Raw genomic sequence first — 16,933 nt, 5'->3', positions numbered from 1 at the left:
CCGGGCTTTTGGTGGCGGTATGTGGACAGGCGAGAGGCTGAGCGCAATGAAAAAGGATCTGCATCCTAAGTACGAAGAGATTACTGCTACCTGCAGTTGCGGTAATGTAATCAAGGTGAATTCCACTCTGTGTAAGGATATCGGTCTGGACGTTTGCTCCAAGTGCCATCCTTTCTATACCGGCACCCAGAAAGTTATGGATACCGGTGGTCGTATCGACCGCTTCACCAAGCGTTTTGGCACGCTTAGCACCAAGAAAGGCTGAGTTCTGTAAGGAGGCACTATTCGGTGCCTCTTTTCGTTTGTTCTCCTTGTTATTTTCCCCTTCGTTGTTGAAAAGCATATAAAGCTAAAGCAAATTCATTTTGATTTGTGACAGTGGCTTATTTCTTATTGGGAATGGTTTGGCATTTCCATTGTTAATAGGGTTTATTACTTATTGTGATGCGCGGCCCTGTTGAGCACGGTCATCCTTTCCGATATTCTCATGCCTCCCGGCAGGCAATAAAAAACTGGAAGCAATTACAAATGGCTGAGGATATGAAGCAAGCTGCACTTGATTATCATGCTAACCCACGTCCCGGAAAAATCAGTGTTGAGCTGACCAAGCCGGCTGTGACCTCCCGTGATCTTTCTCTTGCGTACAGCCCTGGTGTCGCGGAGCCTGTACGTGAAATCGCCCGTGATAATGAGCTGGCTTATAAATATACGGCAAAGGGCAACCTTGTTGCGGTTATCAGTAATGGTTCCGCCATCCTTGGTCTGGGTAATCTGGGCGCGCTGGCCAGTAAGCCGGTTATGGAAGGTAAATCACTGCTGTTTAAACGTTTTGCGGGTGTTGATTCCATTGACCTTGAAGTGGAATCCGAAAGCCCTCAGGCATTTATCGACACAGTTAAACGTATTGCCGTGACGTTTGGTGGAATTAACCTGGAAGATATCAAGGCACCTGAGTGCTTTGAGATTGAGCGCACTTTGATTGATTTGTGTGATATTCCGGTTTTCCATGACGATCAGCACGGTACTGCGATTGTAACTGTTGCCGGTATGTTGAATGCTCTGGAACTGGCGGGTAAGTCTGTAGACACTGCTCGTATGGTTTGCCTGGGGGCCGGCGCTGCCGCGATCTCCTGCACAAAACTGCTGATCAGCTGTGGCATGAAGCCGGAAAACATCCTGATGCTGGACAGTAAAGGCGTGATTCACTCTGGTCGTACCAACCTGAATGAATACAAGGCTGCATTCGCTGTAGAGACTGATTGTCGTACACTGGACGATGCTATTGAGGGCGCAGATGTGTTCCTGGGGCTGTCAGGTCCGAACCTGCTGTCTCCCGAGCAACTGGCACGTATGGCAGAAAACCCTGTTGTGTTTGCATGCTCCAACCCTGACCCCGAAATCAAGCCAGAGAAGGCGATGGAAGCCCGTCCGGACGTAATTATGGCCACTGGCCGTTCTGACTATCCGAACCAGGTCAATAATGTTCTGGGCTTCCCGTTCATCTTCCGTGGTGCTCTGGATGTTCGCGCGACCCGCATTAATGAAGAGATGAAGATCGCTGCGGCTTATGCCCTTAAAGAGCTGGCGAAAGAGCCTGTTCCCCAGGAAGTTCTGGATGCTTACGGTCTGGAATCCCTTGAATTCAGCCGTGACTATATTATTCCCAAGCCTATGGATTCCCGTCTGCTGGGTGCCGTCTCTGCGGCTGTCGCAAAAGCAGCGGTTGATACGGGTGTAGCCTGCGCTGAATACCCCGCACACTACCCGTTGAAATCTATGGATGACATTGCTTACTGATTATCCCGGTAACTGATGTAAAAAGCCCTGCTTATCAGCAGGGCTTTTTGTTGGGGGTAAAGTAGAAGTTGTTGGAGAAGGAGCAGCTCAATATGGGCTGCCTTAGTAAATATCTCCCGGATTAAATGTTTCTTCCCTGCTGTCACTTTGTTCGCCGTCCCGGGGTTGTACTTTCGGTGCGTTCTCGGCGCGGAAGATTTCAAAGATGGCATTCTCTTCTTCCGGCTGGGCTGGTTCCCCAGTGGCTGGATTGATCTTCATGGTGACAATGCCATCGGGCTGGGGAAGGTTTTTCTCCGGAATATCCTTCAGAGCTTCTTTCATAAAATCAATCCAGATGGGCAGGGCTGCGTTTGCGCCATATTCCCAGCGGCCCAGAGTGCGGGGCTGGTCAAAGCCCATCCAGACTGTGGTTTGCAATTCGGGATTGAATCCGGAGAACCAGACATCCTGCTGGTCATTGGTTGTTCCGGTTTTACCGGCCAGATCTGAGCGGCCAAGGGCTTTGGCCCGGCGACCGGTACCCAGGCGAATAACATCCTTCATCATGTCATACATGATGAAGTTGACCCGTGCGTCCATAATCCGTGGGGCCAGCCTCGGTGCTGGAGGGATTTCGGCTTTCTCTGGTAGTGGTTCGGTGAGAGCCGCCAGCTTCTCGTTTTCCGGCAAAGCGAGGGTCTGAGCTTCTTCTGGTTCGGATTTCTCCTCTTCCGAAGTGCAATCACGGCAGGCAATCAGGGGATCGGCTTTCATGACTATTTCATTCATTCTTTCAATGCGACGAATGATATAAGGCTCAATCCTGAAGCCACCATTAGCCAGCACGGTATAGCTTGTTGCCAGTTCCAGAGGTGTCAGGGCAGCACTGCCCAGGGAAAGTGAAAGGTTGTCCGGCAGCTTGGCCCGGGGCAGGCCCAGCTGCTCCAGCACATTCAATGTATAATCAATACCAGTGCGTTGCAGCAGGCGTATAGAAACCAGGTTGCGGGAGCGGTAAAGCCCCTGGCGAATGCGGGTAGGACCGTAGAACTTCTGGTTGTCGTTCTCGGGTCTCCAGTGGCTTTCCAGCTGACTATCATTAAATACGACAGGGGCATCGTTAATAAGTGTGGCGGGTGTCACACCTTTGGTGACGGCTGCCGTATAGATAAATGGCTTGAAAGCTGAACCGACCTGACGGCTGGCTTGGGTCACCCGGTTATATTTGCTGTCATAGAAATTAAAGCCGCCAACCATGGCTGAGATGGCACCATCTTCTGGCTTGATAGCGATAAGCGCGGACTGGGCTTCCGGAATCTGGCTCAGGTGCCAGCCATTATCCTGTTGGCGAACACGAATGAGATGACCCGCTGCCAAAATATCGGAAGGTGATTTTGGTGTTGTGCCCTGGCGGTTTACGTCAATATAGGGTTTTGCCCATTTCATGCCATCCCAGTTTAAAACTCCGGTTGTACCATCCCGGAATAGCAGTTCGGCAGAATCCTCAAGAACGCTGGTGACTATGGCGGGATGCAGCTGGCCGATACGGGAAGTGTTGGTAAGTATTTGTTGCCAGTTGTCCGGCTCTTCTGCAAGAACCATCTCAGGGCCGCGATATCCATGGCGTTCGTCGTATGCCTGCAGCCCTTTATCAATAGCGCTGTTGGCGGCTCTCTGCTGGTTGCTGTCTATAGTCGTATAAACTTCGTAACCATCGGTGTAGGCGTTGCTGCCATAACGGCTCAGTACTTCCTGGCGAACCATCTCGGCAGCATAAGGTGCTTCAAGTTCTACGGGAAGTCCGTGATAACTTGCGGTTACCGGTGCCCCTTGGGCTTGTTTGTGCTCCGTAGTGGAGATCATGCCAAGCTCAAGCATACGATCCAGGATCCAATCCCGGCGGATCATTGCGCGACGGGGATTGGCTAATGGGTTGTAGCGGGATGGGGCTTTGGGGAGTCCGGCGATCATGGCCATCTGGGCGAGGTTAAGTTCGCTGATGGACTTGCCGTAATAAACTTGTGCAGCGGCCTCGATACCGTAAGAACGGTTCCCCAGATAAATCTTGTTCAGGTAGAGTTCAATAATCTCGCTTTTGCTGAGTTCCTGTTCAATCTCCAGGGCCAGGAGAATTTCGTTGAACTTACGGGAGAAAACCCGTTCATGGCTGAGAAAGAAGTTTTTGGCTACCTGCATGGTGATTGTGCTGCCACCGGACTGGATGCGTCCTGTGGAAACAAGTTGCACAGATGCCCGTACAAGACCCGTAATATCAACACCATTATGTGAGTAAAAACGGTCATCTTCCGCAGCCAGGAAGGCGTTAATCATATTCTGGGGAACATTCTCAATATTAACGGGCGAGCGCCGTTTTTCCCCGAATTCTGCAATAAGGGCGTCGTCGCTGGCGTAAATCCGCAGCGGAGTCTGCAGGCGTACATCTTTCAGAGAGTCGACTGAAGGCAGTCCAGGACTCAGGTACAGATATGCACTGCTGCCTATGAGCAGTGCCCCACACAGTGCAGCTAAACTGCACCATAGACCGAATCGGATCACTCTGACCGTTTTACTCATAAGTTATATAATAAATGAACCATTTAGTGTGGTTTTGGTAGCTATGTCACGTTCTGAGCGAGCCATTATAAGCGAGAGTTGGTGTTGATATACAATTGCCATATATCGCAGACTACGATTTAATGGTTCTGTTTATAAGAGCAATGTTGTAAACAACTATAAAAAATACTATATGGGGCAAACACCAGTGTTAGGGCTGTTTAGCAAGAAATCCAGTGCGTTACTGGGGGTCGATATCAGTTCTACCTCGGTCAAATTACTAGAGCTTTCCCGTAATGGGAACCAGTACCGGGTGGAATCCTATGCTGTCGAGCCATTGCCACCCAATGCGGTGGTTGAGAAAAATATTAATGAGCTTGAGGCTGTGGGAGAAAGTGTTCGACAGCTGGTGGCCAAGTCCAGAACTTCACTCAAAAACGCTGCGGTAGCTGTTGCTGGTTCTGCTGTGATCACCAAGACTATGGAAATGGACGCGTCTCTCAGTGATGATGAGATGGAAAGCCAGATTACCGTGGAGGCCGACCAGTACATCCCTTACCCTCTCGATGAAGTTGCGCTGGATTTTGAGGTTCAGGGGCTGAATGAACGTAATCCTGAACGGGCTGATGTTCTGGTGGCTGCCTGTAGAAAGGAAAATGTCGATAACCGTGAAGCTGTTCTTAATATGGCTGGTTTGAATGCCCGTGTAGTTGATGCTGAAGCTTATGCCATGGAGCGGGCTTACGAGTTGATTGAGCCCCAGCTTGACCTTGATGACGATGATCCCCTTGTGGCCATTGTGGATCTTGGTGCCACCATGACCACTCTCAGTGTTCTCGAAAACGGAAAAACAATTTATACCCGGGAACAGCTGTTTGGCGGGCGTCAGCTGACAGAAGAAATTCAGCGTCGCTATGGTATGTCTCCGGAAGAAGCCGGCCTGGCCAAAAAAACCGGTGAGTTGCCGGATGATTATGAACCTGAGGTGCTTGAGCCCTTCCGGGAAGCCGCTGTTCAGCAGGTTTCCCGCAGTCTGCAGTTTTTCTATTCCTCCAGTCATTTTAATGATATTGACTGTATTGTACTTGCAGGCGGTACCGCGTCGACCCTGGGTCTGGCGGATATGATTGCTGAAAAGATAGGTGCTCGGTGTGTGCTGGCTAATCCGTTTGCCCGAATGTCCATAGCAGGTAAGGTAAATGCCAGTGCTCTGACCAATGATGCCCCGGCAATGATGATTGCCTGCGGTCTGGCTATGAGGAGCTTTGACTGATGGCAAAGATTAACCTTTTACCTTGGCGAGAGGAGCTTCGTCAGGAAAGACAGAAAAATTTCCTGGTAGGTCTTGGGGTAACTGTAGCTGTTGCTGCGGTACTGATTTTTGCCCGTGATTTAATGCTCAAGTCTGAAATTGAAGCCCAGCAGTCCAGAAATCAGTTTATCCAGCGGGAAATCAGTACCATGGATGACAAAATCAAGGAAATTAATGAACTGAAGAAAAAGAAAACCGAGCTTTTAGCCCGGATGAAAGTTATTCAGGATCTGCAGGGTAACCGTCCGGTTATCGTTCGAGTGTTTGATGAGTTGGTGCGCCAGCTGCCTGATGGGGTTTATTTTACTTCTCTTTCTATGACAGGCGATAAAATCAGTATTCAGGGGGTGGCTGAATCCAATAACCGAATATCCCGCCTGATGCGGCATCTGGATGAATCTGACTGGTTCACTAGTCCAAATCTTACCGCAGTAAAAGCCTTAAAGGATGGAGAAGGCAGTACTTTTGATCTGACAGTACTGCAGTCTGCCCCTGGGCAGGGGAATAAAAAGGAGGCGGGGGTATGAGTTCATTTCAGGAATCTCTGGCCAGGTTGAATAATCTGGATATTAACGAGCTGGATCTTGAAAATATTGGTTCATGGCCTGGTCCCGCAAAGGTTATCGTCTGCATCCTTGTTTTTGTGCTGGTTCTGTTTCTCGGTTACTACTTTCACCTGAGCGACCTGGGGGATAAGTTGGAGCGTGGGGTCAGGCAGGAAAGTGAATTGAAAAACCAGTTTCAGACCAAGGCTTTTCTGGCTGCTAACCTTGAAGCGTACAGGGCCCAGATGGTTGAGATGGAGGCTTCTTTTGGTGCGCTGATCAAGCAGTTGCCCAGTGATACGGAAGTCCCTGGACTGCTGGAGGATATCACTTATACCGGCTTGGGAGCCGGGCTTGCTATTAACTCCATTAGTCTGCAGCCTGAAGTGAAGCATGAATTCTATGTTGAGTTGCCCATTAATGTCAGTGTTCGCGGGAATTACCACGATATAGGGATATTTGTCAGTGGTGTCTCTAGCCTTCCTCGTATTGTCACGCTTCACGACTTTTCCATTAAAAGTGATAAAGGCTCGGGTGTGTTGAATATGGAAATCAAGGCACGAACCTATCGTTATCACGATAATGGGGGAACATGATGAACAGAAAGTTTTTCCTTGCTGTGATGCTGAGTGGAACTGCTTTTCTGGCTGGTTGTGACACAACCAGTGATTATCAGGATCTGTCCATGTTTATGGATGAAGTTCGAGCCCGTCCTAAGAGGGTAATTGAACCTCTGCCACAGTTCGTTCCCTACGAAGCGTTTACTTACAGCTCGTCAGGGATGAGAAGTCCTTTTGACCGACCGGTCAAGGTCGAAGTAAAGCGCAGACAGCGTGTTGACTCTGATGTCAGGCCGGACCTGGACAGGGTCAAACAATATCTGGAAAACTTCCCTTTTGACACTTTCGGGATGGCCGGAACTATCAGTGATGACAATGGCTTTTATGCATTACTGTCTGCTGATGGTGGTGTTTATAAAGTGGAAGTTGGGGATTACATGGGACGTAATCATGGCCGTATTGTGGGTATTACCAGCTCAGAAGTTCAGGTGATTGAGATTGTCAGAAGCGGCGAGGACGGCTGGGTAGAAAGACCCAGAACTTTGTCTCTTAAAGAACAATAATATTTTCAGGATGTATGCAGTACCTGCTGTAACTTGTTTGAGTGTTGCTGGGGTGAAGAATTAACGGCGCACAGGGAATTATAAAGATAATACGGGTGTTACTTGGATGGATATGACAGATGGTTTGATAAGGTGGATAAGACTTGTGGGTGCGGGGGGAGCCAGCTTGCTGGCGACATCAGTCTTCGCCGGTACTCTACAATCCCTTGATGTGAGTTCACTGCCTGGTGACCGGGTGGAATTGAAGCTGACATTTGATTCCCCTCCGCCGAATATCAGTGGTTATAGTATTGAGCAGCCTGCGCGTATCGCCCTGGATCTTCCGGAAACCAAGAGTGGAGTTAAGAAATATAATGAGGTCGGCTTTTCCAATGCCCGCAGTATTACTGTAATAGAAGCAAAAGACCGTACCCGGATGATTGTTAACCTGGATCAGCCTTCCAGTTATACCACCCGGACTGAAGGTAATAATCTTTTCATCCTTGTTGGGGACGAGGGTGCAGCAGCCCCTGCTGTACGCTCCCAGACAGCATCCGCTGTGAGTGTGCCAACTCCAGCGACAGTTGAGGGTGTAACGGCCATTGATTTTGAACGTGGCGATGATGGTGAAGGTAATGTTGTTGTTTCCCTTTCATCAAAGGCGGTCACCATGAGTCTTGATGAACAGGGCGGACGTTTGAAACTGACATTCCCCGACTCTACATTACCAGTGGGATTGCGGAACAGGCTTGATGTTGTAGATTTTGCTACCCCGGTACAGTTTATTGATGCCAAGGTTGAAGATGGTAATACTGTTGTTGTTATAGAGCCAAAAGGCGAGTATGACTATCTGGCCTGGCAGACAGATGAAAAGCTGACAATCAGTGTAAAAGCCTTGACTTCACAGGAAGCAGAAAAAAAAGCCAGGAAGCAGGTGGTATATACCGGGGATAAGATGTCCCTGGACTTTCAGGATATTGAAATTCGAAACGTGCTACAGATTCTGGCAGACTTTAAAGATCTGAATCTGGTAGCGAGTGATTCGGTTTCTGGCTCAGTGACCTTGCGTTTGAAACGTGTTCCCTGGGATCAGGCTCTGGATATTGTGTTGAAATCCAAGGGGCTGGGTAAGCGCCTGGAAAATAATGTTCTGGTTGTTGCTCCCGCAGCTGAGTTAGCTGCGCAGGAACGGGAGTTGCTGGAATCCGAGCAGCAGATTCGTGAGCTTGCCCCTCTTTTTGCTGAGTTGATTCAGATTAATTATGCGGATTCCGCTGAAATTGCTGCTGTTTTGCTGGGTGATAAAGGAAATCGAATTCTCTCGGAAAGAGGGAGCGTGCAGGTTATTGAAAGAACAAATAGTCTTTTAGTGCAGGAAACGCAGGAGAAAATCGATGAGATCCGTGATCTTATAGAAAAAATTGATATTCCTGTACGTCAGGTTCAGATTGAGGCTCGTATAGTCAGTGCTGATACAAGCTTCAGAAAAGAGCTTGGTGTGAAATGGGGAGGGTATATAAATCCTGGTGGTAAATATAACAGGCCCGGGAGTACCTTTATAGGTGGCCAGGGGGCCCGTGTGACAACGGAGTCGGAGGAAGAAGGGGAAGATGGGCAAAAGCAGGTAGTACTAAAACGTAAGTACACATATGATCAGATGTTTACTGATTTAGGTGTAACTGGCGCAGGGTCATCTGCAATTGCCATAGGTTTTTCGAGCAATGCTGCAGTTTTGAACCTTGAGCTATCGGCGCTTGAAAGCGATGGTGGCGGTGAAATTGTTTCCCAGCCGAAGGTAATAACGGCGGATAAACAGAAGGCCATAATTAAAAATGGTAAGGAAATACCTTATCAAGAGGCGAGTTCCAGTGGTGCAACTACGGTCTCTTTTAAAGATGCAGTACTTTCCCTTGAAGTAACGCCTCAAATTACCCCGGATGGGCGGGTTATTATGGAAATAGTGGTCACAAATGACGATTCCACAACTTCTACGCCTACAGGTATACCGATAATTAATACTATGGAAGTCGAGACAAAGGTGCTGGTTGATGATGGTCAGACAGTTGTGCTTGGTGGTATTTTCAAGAATGTTACCAGCTCGGGTGTGGAAAAAGTGCCTCTGCTGGGTGACCTGCCTGGCATCGGTCGTCTGTTCCGCAAAGATACCCGTCGGGATGTAAAAAACGAGGTGCTGATTTTTATCACGCCAAAAATACTTTCGGAGAATCTGGCCTTGCGCTGACAGGACGTATGCAGTCACGCACTATTTATCTGATCGGGCCGATGGGAGCGGGTAAAAGCACCATCGGCCGTATGTTATCCAGGGATCTGAAGCTCCCTTTTCTGGATACGGACCAGGAAGTGGAAGAGCGCTGTGGCGCTGATATTCCCTGGATTTTTGATATGGAAGGGGAAGAGGGCTTTCGTCAGCGGGAAACCGCTGTGCTGCAGCTGCTCCAGAACCATCCTGCCAGTGTGGTGGCCACAGGTGGCGGTATTATTATGCGGGAAGAGAACAGACGCCTGATGGTCTCCGGTGGTTTTGTTGTGTTCCTTGATGCTTCTGTTTCCGTGCAGATACAGCGTACCGCCAAAGATAAGAAGCGCCCACTGTTGCAGAGACCTGATCGAGAGCAGGTTCTGGCAGACCTGTACGCAAAGCGTTCCCCTCTTTATCGTCAGGCTGCCGATTTGATTCTTTCGACTGACCGGGGAAGCCCCAGACAGGTTATACGGGATATTCTCCAGGCTTTGCAGGGCGGCTGATCTTCTCTTTCCCCCAAATTTTCATATAACCGGCCAGGAGTAATGCCGTGCAGACGTTGAGTGTTGACCTTGGACATCGCTCCTATCCCATTTACATCGGCTCAGGGCTGATTGATCAGTCTTCACTGATTACGCCTTTTATCCGTGGCAAGCAGGTGGCCATTGTTTCCAATGAAACCGTGGCTCCTCTCTATCTTGAGCGCCTTCACGGAGCTCTTGCCGGTTATCAGGTTGTGGATATTATCCTGCCTGATGGTGAGAAGTTTAAAAATCTTGATGTCCTGAATACCATTTTTGATGGTTTGCTGGAGTACCGTCATGGTCGTACAACAACACTGATTGCCCTGGGTGGCGGTGTGGTTGGGGATATGTGTGGCTTTGCTGCGGCCTGTTATCAGCGTGGTGTTGACTTTATTCAGGTGCCTACAACCCTGCTCTCTCAGGTGGATTCGTCTGTGGGTGGAAAAACAGGGGTCAATCACGCCCTTGGCAAAAATATGATTGGCGCTTTCCATCAGCCCCAGTGTGTGATTGCTGATGTTGGTGTGTTTTCAACCTTGCCGGATAGGGAGTTGTCGGCCGGTTTGGCGGAAGTTATCAAGTATGGCTTGATGGCGGACGCATCCTTCTTTGAATGGCTTGAGCAGAATATGGAGAAGCTGGTTGGCCGTGATGTACCGGCTTTGACTGAGGCAGTCCTTCGTTCCTGTCAGAATAAAGCTATTGTTGTAGCAGAAGACGAGAAAGAGAGCGGTCGTCGTGCACTACTTAACTTGGGGCATACCTTTGGTCACGCTATTGAAAATCATCAGGGCTATGGTGCCTGGCTCCATGGCGAAGCTGTTGCCGCTGGTATGGTGATGGCAGCGGAACTGTCTGTCCGGGCGGAGATGATCAATAGCAGTATTGTGGACCGAACCGTTGCGCTGCTTAAAAAGGCAAACCTTCCCGTACTGCCTCCGTCGAATATGACACCAGATCACTTTATGGAATTGATGAGTGTCGATAAGAAGGTTGTTGATGGACAGCTGCGTCTGGTTCTGCTGGAAGCGTTGGGCAGTGGTATTGTAACAGGTGATACCCCTAACGAACTGTTGAAAGAGCAGCTGGAAGCCAGTTGTTCGCTCTCTGAATAAATTGAACTCTCTTTTCTGATATTTCCGTAAAAGTACGAATTTAGTTGGATAGTCGCCTTATCTCTTTAGGCGGCTATTCGGTTTGGCATGTGGCTGCTGCTGGCTCAATCATATTCAGCCTGTCGCCAAAATGTTTCTTCAATAGTGCCCATTTCTTGGTGTTTAGCTCTTTTATGGCTTCTGCGCCCCGGGTTTTGATATCGTATTCATCGACAAAAACATTGAGTTGCCTGTCGACGTAGACGTTATATCCTTTTTTGACTCCGCCATAGGCTGTATCGAAAATACAGGCTCCGTCAAGGCAACCGGTGGTGAGGATGTCTTTGACGCCATGCTGTTTGAGGAAATCATTCAGGGTGCCTGTCCACAAATCTTCTTCTCCCTCAAAGTGGGTATTCACTGATGGTTGAAAAAAGGCATCATCCTTCACCTTGAGAAAGCGGGTATAGATTTTCGCCTTTTTCATGCTCAGGCGCAGTTCATCCAGTGTGACTATTGTCTCCCTGGGCGTTGGAATATCCCTTGCGAGAGGGTTGAGGTTAACATCTACAAAAACGACCCCATCCCGTTCAGAAAAATGCTCGATAAGTTTTACCTGCTCCTGAGCAATTTCAGGGTTTCCGTAAAGCTGAAAATCGCTGATAGAAAATTTCTGCATATCAATAACGAGAATGCCCACAGGCTTACCTTCCGCGAGAAGTTCTTCAATAGCTTTAATAGCATCCTGAAGGCCTGCCTGAACCGGAGAACTGACAAGCCAGAAAATAATCTGGATATGGAGCAAAACTGTTTTTCGCAGTTTTTTTATGAGTGCGCTTCGGATGGTGAATGTATTCCGGAAAACCGTATAACAGCGGGCAAGAACGGTAGCCATAGCTGTTCAGCCATGAAAAACTGCGATGAATTATAGATGTTAGTCCGGCTTTTTTGAGAGGAAAAACTAAGAGATGATATTTATATAGATGATGCCCTTTTTGCGAGCACTCCTGATTGTCCTTTTTATCCGGGTTTGTTAAGAACTCTCTCCCCATGTACAATGGGCGGCCCCACGGCTGGTGCACCAGTTTGGTACGGTCGTGTGATTAAGTGTCTGGCGTGATGTTCCAGTAGTACAGTTCAATGCTTTTTAACAGAAAGTTGCCTGCATCACCCTAGTCAGGTGAGAACTGATACTGCGGGTTGTCAGTCAGCCATGGATGCTGCTCGTCTGGCCAGGATGCCGTACGCCAAATAACGATTATCAGAATGGCTGTTGAGAGATCGCCTATGAGTTCAGGTTTGTATAATCCCGCTGAGTTCAGGGACAACTGTGGCTTCGGACTCATTGCCCACACAGAGGGCAACAAAAGTCATGATCTGCTCCAGAAAGCAATTGAAGCTTTAACATGTATGACCCACCGTGGCGGTATTGCCGCCGATGGTCGTACCGGTGACGGATGTGGATTGCTGATTCAGCTGCCGGATTCTTTTTTCCGGACTATCGCATCAGAGAATCTTGAGCTGCAGCTCCCTGCCCTTTATGCCATAGGCATGGTGTTCCTCGATCGTGATGAACGCAAAGCCAGTGAAAGCCGCCAGGCCTTTGAACAGGAGTTGTCATCCCAGGGGCTGAAAGTCGCTGGATGGCGCTCCGTTCCTACCAATAAAGATTGCCTCGGCCCCATTGCTCTGGATCAGTTACCCCTGATTGAGCAAGTCTTTGTAACTCCTGAAGGTGAACTCGATCGTCACCAGCTGGAAGCGGCACTGTTTATGTCGCACCGTAAAGTCAGCCAGACCCTGGCCCATGACGAGAATTTTTATATCTGTTCCCTGTCCAGTCAGGTGATCACCTACAAAGGTCTGATGATGCCTGCTGATCTGGCAAGCTTCTATCCGGATCTTGGGGACAGCCGCTTTGAGACCGCGATTTGTGTTTTCCACCAGCGCTTCTCAACCAATACCATGCCCCGCTGGCCCCTGGCACAGCCGTTCCGCATGCTTGCCCACAATGGTGAAATCAACACCATTATGGGTAACCGTAACTGGGCGGAAGCCCGTGCCGGTAAGTTCAGTTCTGAAATGCTGCCGAAGCTGGATGAAATCCGGCCATTGGTGAACCGTGTCGGTTCTGACTCCTCCTCCCTGGATAATATGCTGGAAATTCTGGTAAGAGGTGGTGTCGATCTTCATCGTGCTGTGCGTATGCTGGTTCCGCCAGCCTGGCAGAACGTGGATACCATGGACCCGAACCTGCGGGCTTTCTACGAATACAACTCCATGCATATGGAACCCTGGGATGGCCCGGCTGGTCTGGTGCTGTCCGATGGCCGTTACGCTGTCTGCGCCCTGGACCGCAACGGCCTGCGCCCGTCCCGTTGGGTAAAAACCAAAGACGGTTATATTACCGTGGCCTCGGAAGTCGGCGTGTACGACTACAAGCCGGAAGATGTTGTCGCTAAAGGTCGTGTGGGTCCTGGTCAGATTTTGGCTATCGATACCGAAACCGGTGAGTTCCTGCAGGCCAATGATATTGACCAGAAGCTGAAGAGCCGCCAGCCCTACAAACAGTGGCTGAAGCAACATGCCTGCCGGATTCAGTCCCGCTTTGTGGAAGTTGACCATAAGGTTGATCTCCTGCCTGCGGATGTTCTTCTGGCCGAGCAGAAGCGTTTCCAGGTTTCCTTTGAGGAGCGTGACCAGGTCATTCGCCCCCTGGCAGAAAACAGCCAGGAAGCCGTTGGCTCCATGGGTGATGATACCCCCATGGCGGTACTGTCCCAGCGGGTGCGTCCGGTATACGACTACTTCCGTCAGCAGTTCGCTCAGGTTACCAATCCTCCCATCGACCCCCTGCGGGAAGCGGTGGTGATGTCCCTGGAGACCTGCCTTGGCCGTGAGCGGAATATGTTCGAGGAAACCCCCGAACATGCCAAGCGGGTGATTCTGAAATCGCCGGTGCTTTCCATTACCAAGTTCCTTAATCTGGTCAATGAAGAGCATAAGCATGATGATTTGAAGGTTGTCCGTCTCGACCTGGGTTACGCCCCTGAGGTTAGTCTGGAAGCCGCTATTGTTTCCCTGTGTGACAAGGCTGAACAGGCAGTGCGTGACGGCAAGGTGGTTGTTCACCTGTCTGACCGTGACCAGAAGCCAGAGCACCTGATTATTCATGCGGCTTTCGCTACCGGCGCTATCCATCACCGGTTGATTGCCAAAGGTCTGCGAGCTGATGCCAATATTCTGGTTGAAACGGCAACGGCCCGTGACTCCCACCAGTTTGCGGTTCTGCTGGGATTTGGCGCGACAGCGGTTTACCCATGGCTGTCCTATGAAGTGATTCGGGACATGATCCAGAACGGTACCATGATTGCCGATACTCTGGGGGCTTATAAGGCTTACCGTAAAGGTATCAGTAAAGGTCTGCTGAAGATTATGTCCAAAATGGGCATCTCCACTATCGCTTCCTATCGTGGTGCCCAGCTGTTTGAAGCTATTGGCATCAGTCAGGATGTAGTTGACCTCTGCTTTAAAGGTGTACTCAGTCGTATTGAAGGTGCCCGCTTCACTGACTTCCACGAAGATCAGCTGCGTCTGGCTAAAGAAGCCGGCAAGAAGCGTAAGCCCATGCAGCAGGGTGGCTTCCTTAAGTATGTACACGACGGCGAATATCACGCCTTTAACCCGGATGTCATCCAGACCCTGCAACAGGCGGTAAAAAACGGCGACTACAGTGCCTGGAAGCAATATTCTTCCCTGGTTAATGAACGACCAGTGGCGGTTATTCGGGATATGTTTGCCCTGGAGAGTGATCGTCAGCCGATACCTCTGGATCAGGTGGAGCCTGTTTCTGCCATTGTCAGTCGGTTTGACTCTGCGGCCATGAGTCTGGGGGCCCTGTCTCCGGAGGCCCATGAAGCACTGGCTCAGGCCATGAATCGTCTGGGTGGCCGTTCCAACTCCGGTGAAGGCGGTGAAGACCCGGCTCGTTTTGGTACCGACAAGGTGTCCAAGATCAAGCAGATCGCTTCTGGACGTTTTGGTGTAACACCTCACTATCTGGTGAATGCAGATGTTCTGCAGATCAAGGTGGCTCAGGGTGCCAAACCTGGTGAAGGTGGTCAGCTGCCCGGTGGTAAGGTGAACGATCTGATCGCCCGCCTGCGTTTCTCCGTGCCCGGTGTGACCCTGATTTCACCGCCGCCGCACCATGATATTTATTCCATCGAAGATCTGGCTCAGCTGATCTACGACCTGAAGCAGGTGAACCCGGAAGCGCTGGTTTCTGTGAAGCTGGTATCCGAACCCGGTGTTGGCACAATCGCAGCAGGAGTTGCTAAAGCTTACGCTGACCTTATTACTGTATCCGGCTACGATGGTGGTACTGCTGCAAGCCCGCTGACGTCTATTCGCTATGCCGGTTCTCCCTGGGAGCTGGGTCTTGCGGAAACTCAGCAGGCTCTGCGTTCCAACGATTTGCGAGGCAAGATTCGCCTGCAGACCGATGGTGGTCTGAAGACTGGTCTGGATGTTATCAAGGCCGCTCTGTTGGGCGCTGAAAGCTTTGGCTTTGGTACCACACCGATGGTTGCTATGGGCTGTAAGTACCTGCGAATTTGTCACCTCAACAACTGTGCGACAGGTGTCGCAACCCAGGATAAGCATCTCCGTGACGAGCATTTCATCGGCACTGTGGAGATGGTTACCAACTTCTTTACCTTCCTTGCGGAAGAGGTTCGTGAGCTGCTGGCCCAGCTGGGTTACCGCAGTCTGCAGGAGCTGATTGGTCATACCAGTCTGCTGAAGGTGAAGGAAGGTGAGTCTGCCCGTCAGGGTAACCTGGACCTGTCTCCGGTACTGAGCAACAGCGCAATTCCGGCTGATAAGCCCAATGTCTGTGAGGTTGATCGCAACCCGCCGTTTGATGAAGGCCTGATGGCTGAGCAAATGGTGAAGGATATGCTGCCCGCTATCGAAGCCCGTTCCGGCGGTGAGTTCGAATACACCATTGGTAACTGTGATCGTTCTATCGGTGCCCGCCTCTCCGGTGAAATTGCCCGTCGCTACGGCAACCAGGGTATGGCTGATGCGCCTGTGACCGTGAAGCTGAAAGGCAGTGCGGGCCAGAGCTTTGGTGTCTGGAACGCCGGTGGCCTGAATATGTATGTTGAAGGCGATGCCAACGACTACATCGGTAAAGGTATGACCGGTGGTAAGCTGGTGATTCGTCCGCCCCAGGGCAGTGTCTTTGCCAGCCAGGATACCTCCATTATCGGTAACACCTGCCTCTACGGCGCCACAGGGGGTAAGTTGTTTGCCGCTGGCTGTGCCGGTGAGCGTCTCGGTGTGCGTAACTCCGGTGCCCATGTGGTTGTGGAGGGTGCCGGTGACCACTGCTGTGAATATATGACCGGCGGTCAGGTAACTGTACTTGGTCCCACCGGAGGTAACTTCGGCGCGGGTATGACCGGTGGTTTCGCTTACGTACTGGACCTGAAGCGCAACTTTGTGGACTGCTACAACCATGAGCTGGTTGAAATCCATCGGGTTGACTCTGAGATGATGGAAGATCACCGAACCCATCTGCAAAGCACAATCGAAGAGTTTGTGCGGGAAACCGGCAGTGCCTGGGGCCAGAAGATTCTGGAAGATTTTGAAGACTATGCAGGCCTGTTCTGGCTGGTTAAGCCGAAGGCCGCCAGTCTTGATCAGTTGCTGGCCAACACCAGAGGGCGTCCTGAATAAGGGCCGAGTCTGATAA

12 protein-coding genes are annotated in these 16,933 nt (G+C 50.3%); 10 read left to right on the top strand and 2 right to left on the bottom strand.

Going from position 1 to position 16,933, the window contains the following annotated elements; translation table 11 throughout:
* Positions 1-46 precede the first annotated feature (46 nt).
* Positions 47-265, top strand: a complete 219-nt coding sequence (gene rpmE, locus ACY2RQ_RS05465) for a 50S ribosomal protein L31 (RefSeq protein WP_490111948.1) — start codon at positions 47-49, stop codon at positions 263-265.
* Between the two features lie 263 nt (positions 266-528).
* Positions 529-1,797 carry a malic enzyme-like NAD(P)-binding protein gene (locus ACY2RQ_RS05460; RefSeq protein ID WP_490111947.1) on the top strand — a complete coding sequence of 423 codons (1,269 nt, stop codon included), beginning with the start codon at positions 529-531 and terminating at the stop codon, positions 1,795-1,797.
* Positions 1,798-1,899: 102 nt separating this feature from the next.
* Here ACY2RQ_RS05460 and ACY2RQ_RS05455 read toward each other — a convergent pair whose 3' ends face one another.
* The gene (locus ACY2RQ_RS05455) at positions 1,900-4,335 is read right to left on the bottom strand and encodes a penicillin-binding protein 1A (RefSeq protein ID WP_490111946.1); all 2,436 of its coding nucleotides are present in this window, start codon (positions 4,333-4,335) and stop codon (positions 1,900-1,902) included.
* Positions 4,336-4,540: 205 nt separating this feature from the next.
* Between ACY2RQ_RS05455 and ACY2RQ_RS05450 the strand changes: the two genes are divergently transcribed.
* The 7 genes from ACY2RQ_RS05450 (at position 4,541) to aroB (ending at position 11,193) form a co-directional block, all read left to right on the top strand.
* Positions 4,541-5,605: a pilus assembly protein PilM gene (locus ACY2RQ_RS05450; protein WP_490111945.1), complete on the top strand. Its 1,065-nt coding sequence runs from the start codon at positions 4,541-4,543 to the stop codon at positions 5,603-5,605.
* Positions 5,605-6,171, top strand: a complete 567-nt coding sequence (locus ACY2RQ_RS05445) for a PilN domain-containing protein (RefSeq protein WP_490111944.1) — start codon at positions 5,605-5,607, stop codon at positions 6,169-6,171. The genes ACY2RQ_RS05450 and ACY2RQ_RS05445 overlap by 1 nt, the downstream gene beginning before the upstream one ends.
* The gene (locus ACY2RQ_RS05440) at positions 6,168-6,785 is read left to right on the top strand and encodes a type IV pilus inner membrane component PilO (RefSeq protein ID WP_490111943.1); all 618 of its coding nucleotides are present in this window, start codon (positions 6,168-6,170) and stop codon (positions 6,783-6,785) included. The genes ACY2RQ_RS05445 and ACY2RQ_RS05440 overlap by 4 nt, the downstream gene beginning before the upstream one ends.
* A complete protein-coding gene (locus ACY2RQ_RS05435) occupies positions 6,782-7,312 on the top strand; it encodes a pilus assembly protein PilP (RefSeq protein WP_490111942.1) in 531 nt (176 codons plus the stop codon). Before ACY2RQ_RS05440 ends, ACY2RQ_RS05435 begins: the two co-directional genes overlap by 4 nt.
* A 106-nt stretch (positions 7,313-7,418) precedes the next feature.
* Positions 7,419-9,533: a type IV pilus secretin PilQ gene (locus ACY2RQ_RS05430; protein ID WP_490111941.1), complete on the top strand. Its 2,115-nt coding sequence runs from the start codon at positions 7,419-7,421 to the stop codon at positions 9,531-9,533.
* 8 nt (positions 9,534-9,541) lie between these two features.
* Positions 9,542-10,057, top strand: a complete 516-nt coding sequence (gene aroK / locus ACY2RQ_RS05425) for a shikimate kinase AroK (protein ID WP_490111940.1) — start codon at positions 9,542-9,544, stop codon at positions 10,055-10,057.
* 47 nt (positions 10,058-10,104) lie between these two features.
* Positions 10,105-11,193 carry a 3-dehydroquinate synthase gene (aroB, locus tag ACY2RQ_RS05420; protein ID WP_490111939.1) on the top strand — a complete coding sequence of 363 codons (1,089 nt, stop codon included), beginning with the start codon at positions 10,105-10,107 and terminating at the stop codon, positions 11,191-11,193.
* A 73-nt stretch (positions 11,194-11,266) separates the two neighbouring features.
* On the opposite strand, the gene ACY2RQ_RS05415 is transcribed toward aroB, so the two are convergent.
* On the bottom strand, positions 11,267-12,067 hold the full coding sequence (locus ACY2RQ_RS05415; protein WP_490111938.1) for an isochorismatase family protein: 801 nt from the start codon (positions 12,065-12,067) through the stop codon (positions 11,267-11,269).
* 392 nt (positions 12,068-12,459) lie between these two features.
* On the opposite strand from ACY2RQ_RS05415, the gene gltB reads away from it, so the two are divergent.
* The gene (gene gltB, locus ACY2RQ_RS05410) at positions 12,460-16,917 is read left to right on the top strand and encodes a glutamate synthase large subunit (RefSeq protein ID WP_490111937.1); all 4,458 of its coding nucleotides are present in this window, start codon (positions 12,460-12,462) and stop codon (positions 16,915-16,917) included.
* The last annotated feature ends 16 nt before the right edge of the window (positions 16,918-16,933 follow it).

It is taken from the genome of Parendozoicomonas sp. 209JJ7-1 (assembly GCF_058147085.1).
Note: the sequence above shows the minus strand (reverse complement) of the source record. Positions and strands in the feature narration are given on the sequence as shown.